This is a genomic window from Gammaproteobacteria bacterium (assembly GCA_022340215.1).
Lineage (GTDB): Bacteria > Pseudomonadota > Gammaproteobacteria > JAJDOJ01 > JAJDOJ01 > JAJDOJ01.
Genome location: JAJDOJ010000231.1, coordinates 1 through 5,508, shown reverse-complemented (window position 1 = coordinate 5,508; position 5,508 = coordinate 1). Strand labels below are relative to the sequence as shown.

Below are 5,508 nucleotides of genomic sequence, written 5' to 3'. Positions count from 1 at the left end.
TCAGGTTGCTGGCGAGACCGCTGGCGAGCGCCATCAGCGGTCCGGACAATGGATCGTGTCCGGCAAAGGGCAGCAGCAGCATCACTGTCGGCACGTTCGAGGTGATGTCGCTCATCACCGCACTGATGACGAACAGCACGTTCCCGTCGTGCAGGTCGATCCCCATCCCTGCGAGCCATGTGACAAGCTGCGTCGCCAACCCGGCTTTCGCAAAGGCACCGTTGACGATGAACAGCCCGACGAACAGGATCAGGAGGTCCCAATCGATCCGTTCCAGCATGGTCCGGGACATGAATCGGGCGTTGAAAAGCATCAGTACGCCCGCGACTGTCGCGACCATCCCGCGATCCCATTCGGTGAATACGAACGCGTAGAGAATAAAGGCCAGCACCAACAGCCCCTTGATCGTCTCCCAGGGGTCCAGCGAGGGATCAGGTAGGGCACCCGGCTTCGGCGCGTTTCCCTGGTCGAGCATCCACCGACCCCGATAGGCAAGGGCCAATGCCGCCCAGACCACCAGTAGCGACAATACGGCGGGTACCAGCGCATACTCCAGATAGCCCCCGAAGCTGATATCCAGCCGCTGCGCGATCAGCATGTTCTGGGGGCTGCCGATGATGGTCGCGACCGAGCCGGCGTTGGCCGCAAGCGCGATCGCGAGCAGAAAGGGAAGTGGATTCATGCCCCGGCGCAGCGCGATGGCGAACACCACCGGGGTCATCGCGACCGCGACCACATCGTTGGTCAGAAAGGCCGAGAGCACCCCGACCAGCGCGGTCAGCATCGCCAGCAGAAAGGGAGGTGAGGCATTGAGATGCGCAACCATGCCCGAGATTGCGGCGTAGAAACCGGCAATCTGAAGCTGCACCGATATGAGCATCAGCCCGAACAGCATGCCCAGCGTGCCGAAGTCGATGCTTGCGAGTGCCTCCGGCTGGCTCAGCTCGCCGGCAGCCAGCAGGACGACGGCGCCACCCAGTGCCACCGAGGCGCGGTCCATCTTCAGCCCGGGTATTCCGCCCAGGATCATGCCGAGATAGACCACCAGGAAGACGATCAGCGTGATGGACAAGATACTCAGCCTCGCGAGTGGGCGTCGAACACCGAGACTCCATACCCACCCGAAGCGCCCGACGAAATTCCGAAGAAAGCTTGCGAGGCCGTAACAGGCCGCGCCAGACCCACCACGGACAAAGGCACTAGCACGTATGATCGCGTAACATTATCTTTATTATTAAAGTCGGCAGGAGTAGATTTGCGGGAGCAGTATAGCGCCGAATCGGGTAGCAGCCAACGAGACCGGCGTGGCGCAGTCAGTCGGGGGTCATCTATGGACCTTGCCCTGACCCCGTCCGTAAGCATGTCAAGGAGGTCAATACAATGAACTACCGCAAGCGGTTCGGCGTCGATCCCGGCTCAACGGTCGATCTGAGCAAGGTCGATGCGGGTTTCAAAGACAAGCATGAAACCCACCAGGACGCGCTCGCGGAAATCGAAGCGCACAACCAGAAGATGCACGATCTGCAATACCTGATGTACGCGGAGGATCGACGTTCCCTGCTGATCGTGCTGCAGGGCCGCGACGCGGCGGGCAAGGATGGCACGATCAACCACGTGCTCGGAGCCATGAACCCGCAGGGCTGTTCGGTCACGGGCTTCAAGGTGCCGTCCAAGGATGAGGCCGCACACGATTTCCTGTGGCGCTATCACAAGCACACGCCCGGCAAGGGACAGGTGGCGATCTTCAACCGCTCGCATTACGAGGATGTGCTGGTGGTGCGTGTACACGACTTGATGCCGAAGTCGATCTGGTCCAAGCGCTACAACCACATCAATGACTTCGAGCAGATGCTGTCTGAGAACGGCACGCATATATTGAAGTTTTATCTCCACATCGATGCCGATGAGCAGCTGAGGCGCTTCAAGCAGCGTATCGACGATCCCGCAAGGCACTGGAAGATCAGCGAGGGAGACTATGCCGAACGCCCCTATTGGGACGCCTACACCAAGGCATTCGAGGCCGCACTCAGCAAATGCAGCACCGAACATGCACCCTGGTTCATCATCCCCTCCAACCACAAGTGGTTCCGCAACCTCGCCGTCTCGAAGATCGTTACCGAGACGCTCGAATCCCTGCACATGAAGTTTCCCGAACCCACGGTGGATATCGACCAGATCAGGGCCAAATACGACGCCATCGTCAACCGGACGGACAAATCGGACAAGGAGAAGGGTTGAAGATGAGCAACGCGAAACCCGCGGACAATCAGCCGGCGGCGGGCGGCCTGGTGGATCTGGAGAAGCGACCGGTTGCGGAGGTGCTCGAGACGCTGAGCGTCAAGGCGCAGACCGGACTGAGCAACGAGGAGGCCGCGCAACGGCTGACCCAATACGGGCCGAACGCCATCGTCGAGAAGAAAGTGGGTCTTCTGGCCAAGCTGCTCGGCCCGTTCACCGGTCCTATCGCCTACATGATCGAGGCCGCGGCGCTGGTCTCGGCCTTCTTGGGCCGCTGGGACGACTTCGCTGTCATCTTCGGCCTGCTGATCTTCAATGCGGCCCTGGAGTTCTGGCAGGACCGCAAGGCCTCCAGTGCCCTGGCCGCGCTCAAGGACAGCCTGGCACCTGAGGCGACCGCGCTGCGCGACGGCCAATGGCAGACGGTGCAGGCCGCGACACTGGTGCCCGGGGACATCGTGAAGATCCGCCTGGGGGTCATCGTCCCCGCCGACCTGCGCATGGTCAAGGGCGATTACGCCGCCATCGACCAGGCGGCGCTGACCGGCGAATCGCTCCCGGCCAAGAAGAAGGTGGGTGACGCCGCCTATTCCGGCAGCGTCGTCAAGGAGGGCGAGATGGAAGGCGTCGTCATCGCCACCGGTTCCAATACCTTCTTCGGCCGCACCGCTCAACTGGTGGCCGGCGCAGGATCGGTCAGCCATGCCCAGACCGCCATGTTCCAGATCGCCAACTTCCTGATCGTGGTCGCGGTCGTGCTGGCACTGATCATGGTCGGGTTCGATGTCTGGCGCGACATCGTCGTCCGGGACGACTGGAAGTGGGCGGATGCACTGAACATCCTGCAGTTCGTGTTGATCCTGCTGGTGGCGTCCATCCCTGTCGCGATGCCGGCGGTGTTCTCCATCACGATGGCGCTGGGGGCGCTGGCCCTGTCCAAGCAGAAGGCCATCGTCTCCAAGCTCTCGGCAATCGAGGAGATGGCGGGCGTCAACATCCTCTGCTCGGACAAGACGGGCACCCTGACCAAGAATCAGCTCACCCTGGCCGACCCGATCCTGTTCAACAGTACCGACCCGCAGGATGTGGTCCTGGCCGGCGCGCTGGCATCCAAGATCGAGGACCGCGATGCGATCGACACCGCCGTGATCGGCGCGCTGGCCGATCAGAGCGTTCTGTCGACCTACAAGCAGCTCAAGTTCATGCCGTTCGACCCGGTCGGCAAACGCACCCAGGCCACTGTCACCACCCCCGACGGGAAAACCGTGCTCGTCTCCAAGGGGGCGCCCCAAGTCATCGCCGCCCTGGCAAAGCTGGACGACGCCGGCGAGGCGAAGGTCAAGCAGGTGGTCGAGGACCTGGGCACAAAGGGTTATCGCGCGCTGGGTGTCGCCCGCTCCGAGGACGACGGCGCCACCTGGGGCCTGCTCGGCATCCTGCCGATGTTCGACCCGCCCCGGGACGATTCCAAGGCCACCATCGATCAGGCTGCCGTCAAGGGCGTGCGGGTCAAGATGGTCACCGGCGACGACACCGCCATCGCCCGGGAAACGGCGCGCCAGCTCGGTCTGGGCGACCATATCATCCCGGCAGCGGAGGCCTTTCCCAAGGATCTGGACCCCAACAAGGTCCCGCCGGCCATCGCCGAGGCCATCGAGAAGGCGGACGGTTTCGCCCGGGTCTTCCCCGAGCACAAGTATGCCATCGTCAAGGCCCTGCAGGATCGCGGGCATCTGGTGGCCATGACCGGCGACGGGGTCAACGACGCGCCGGCGCTCAAGCAGGCGGACTGCGGCACCGCGGTGTCCGGGGCCACCGACGCCGCCCGCGGCGCGGCGGCGCTGATCCTCACCGCGCCGGGCCTGTCGGTGATCAACACCGCCATCGACGAGGCACGCCGGATCTTCGGCCGCATCAACAGCTACACCATCTACCGGGTAGCGCTGACCATGGACATCATGTTCCTGGTCGTGCTGTCCACGCTGCTGCTGGACTTTACGCCGCTGACCGCGATCATGATCGTCATCCTGGCCGTGCTCGATGACGCACCGATCATGACCATCGCCTACGACAACACCGAGGTGGCGCCCCAACCGATCCGCTGGAAGATGCCACGGGTGCTCGGCGTGTCCTCCGTGCTCGGCCTGTTCTCCGTGGTGCAGTCCTTCGGCCTGCTGCTGATCGGTTTCGAGATCCTGAGCAGTGCCCCCGAGCAGACCTTGTTTCAGCTCTCCACCCAGACCGAGCTGCAATCGGTCATGTTCCTGCAGATCGTCCTCGGCGGACACTTTCTGCTCTATAACACCCGCACCGCACGATGGTTCTTCCTGCCGCCGTTCCCGAGCCTGCCCCTCAACGCCGCCTTGTGGGCGACCAACATCCTGGCCATCCTGATGTGCGCCTACGGATGGCTGATGCCAGCGCTGTCCTGGACCACGATTGGCTGGGTGCTCGCGTACACGCTCGCCTGGGTGTTCATCATGGACATCATCAAATGGGCAACCTACAGAGTGGCCGATCATGGGGCCGGATGGCAGGCCAAGCACCGACGTTTGATCCATCAACCGCTCGGGGCCAACGCCACCGCGGCTCCAGCGGCCAGCGCCATTAACCCGTCGCACTAGCGGTCACCGGAGGGGCGCCGCTCCGCAGCGTGCTGCCCGCCGCTGTGCTGCGCGGGCATCATCCCTCGCCGCGATCTTCTCCCCCGAGGGGGATGGACCGATCCCGGGCAGGGATCCGAGGTAGTAACAGGGATCGGGCAGCGCCAGAAAGGGTGCCTCATCGGACGTCGTCACAGGCCGCACGCTGATCCTGTAAAAGTTCAGGCACATGACCTCCGGCCGCTGGGTTTCGACGTGCGCCATACCCACGCACGAGGGCGTTGTCCGGAATCCCAGGCAACTTTCCAACCGGCCCCTGGAGTTCGGCTAGAACGGCTTCGCCCTGACATACGATCCGGAGTATTTGACACGAGAGCCATGCACGCTCAATATTGCGTCGCAATTCTCCGCTGTGCGATACGGCACTTAGGCAATCCCCACGAGAGGTGCTCGACCAGGGCGCTCACATTAGGCGATTTCTGTCAAATTACATACCATCCTGCTGGTCTTTACGTCCGTCCTCTGCGTTGCGACAACAGTGACATAGTTCGACTATGCGCCTGATGTCGCGCCTTGATGACGAACGATCCCGGCGCGGCGCTGTCCCTGCTTTGCTTGGGCACCGGTCTTGGGCTTCCTGCCCAAGCCGTTCACTGCTTCGCAGTTC

The 5,508-nt window shown here is 62.8% G+C and carries 3 protein-coding genes; 2 read left to right on the top strand and 1 reads right to left on the bottom strand.

Annotation, left to right across the window (positions count from 1 at the left end):
• Window positions 1-1,072 (bottom strand): citrate transporter (locus LJE91_16165; protein MCG6870204.1); only part of this gene is annotated, 1,072 nt, incomplete at its 3' end.
• 308 nt (window positions 1,073-1,380) lie between these two features.
• On the opposite strand from LJE91_16165, the gene LJE91_16160 reads away from it, so the two are divergent.
• Window positions 1,381-2,238, top strand: coding sequence for a polyphosphate kinase 2 family protein (locus tag LJE91_16160; GenBank protein ID MCG6870203.1), 858 nt, complete (start codon window positions 1,381-1,383; stop codon window positions 2,236-2,238).
• A 2-nt stretch (window positions 2,239-2,240) separates the two neighbouring features.
• Window positions 2,241-4,862, top strand: coding sequence for a plasma-membrane proton-efflux P-type ATPase (locus LJE91_16155; protein MCG6870202.1), 2,622 nt, complete (start codon window positions 2,241-2,243; stop codon window positions 4,860-4,862).
• The last annotated feature ends 646 nt before the right edge of the window (window positions 4,863-5,508 follow it).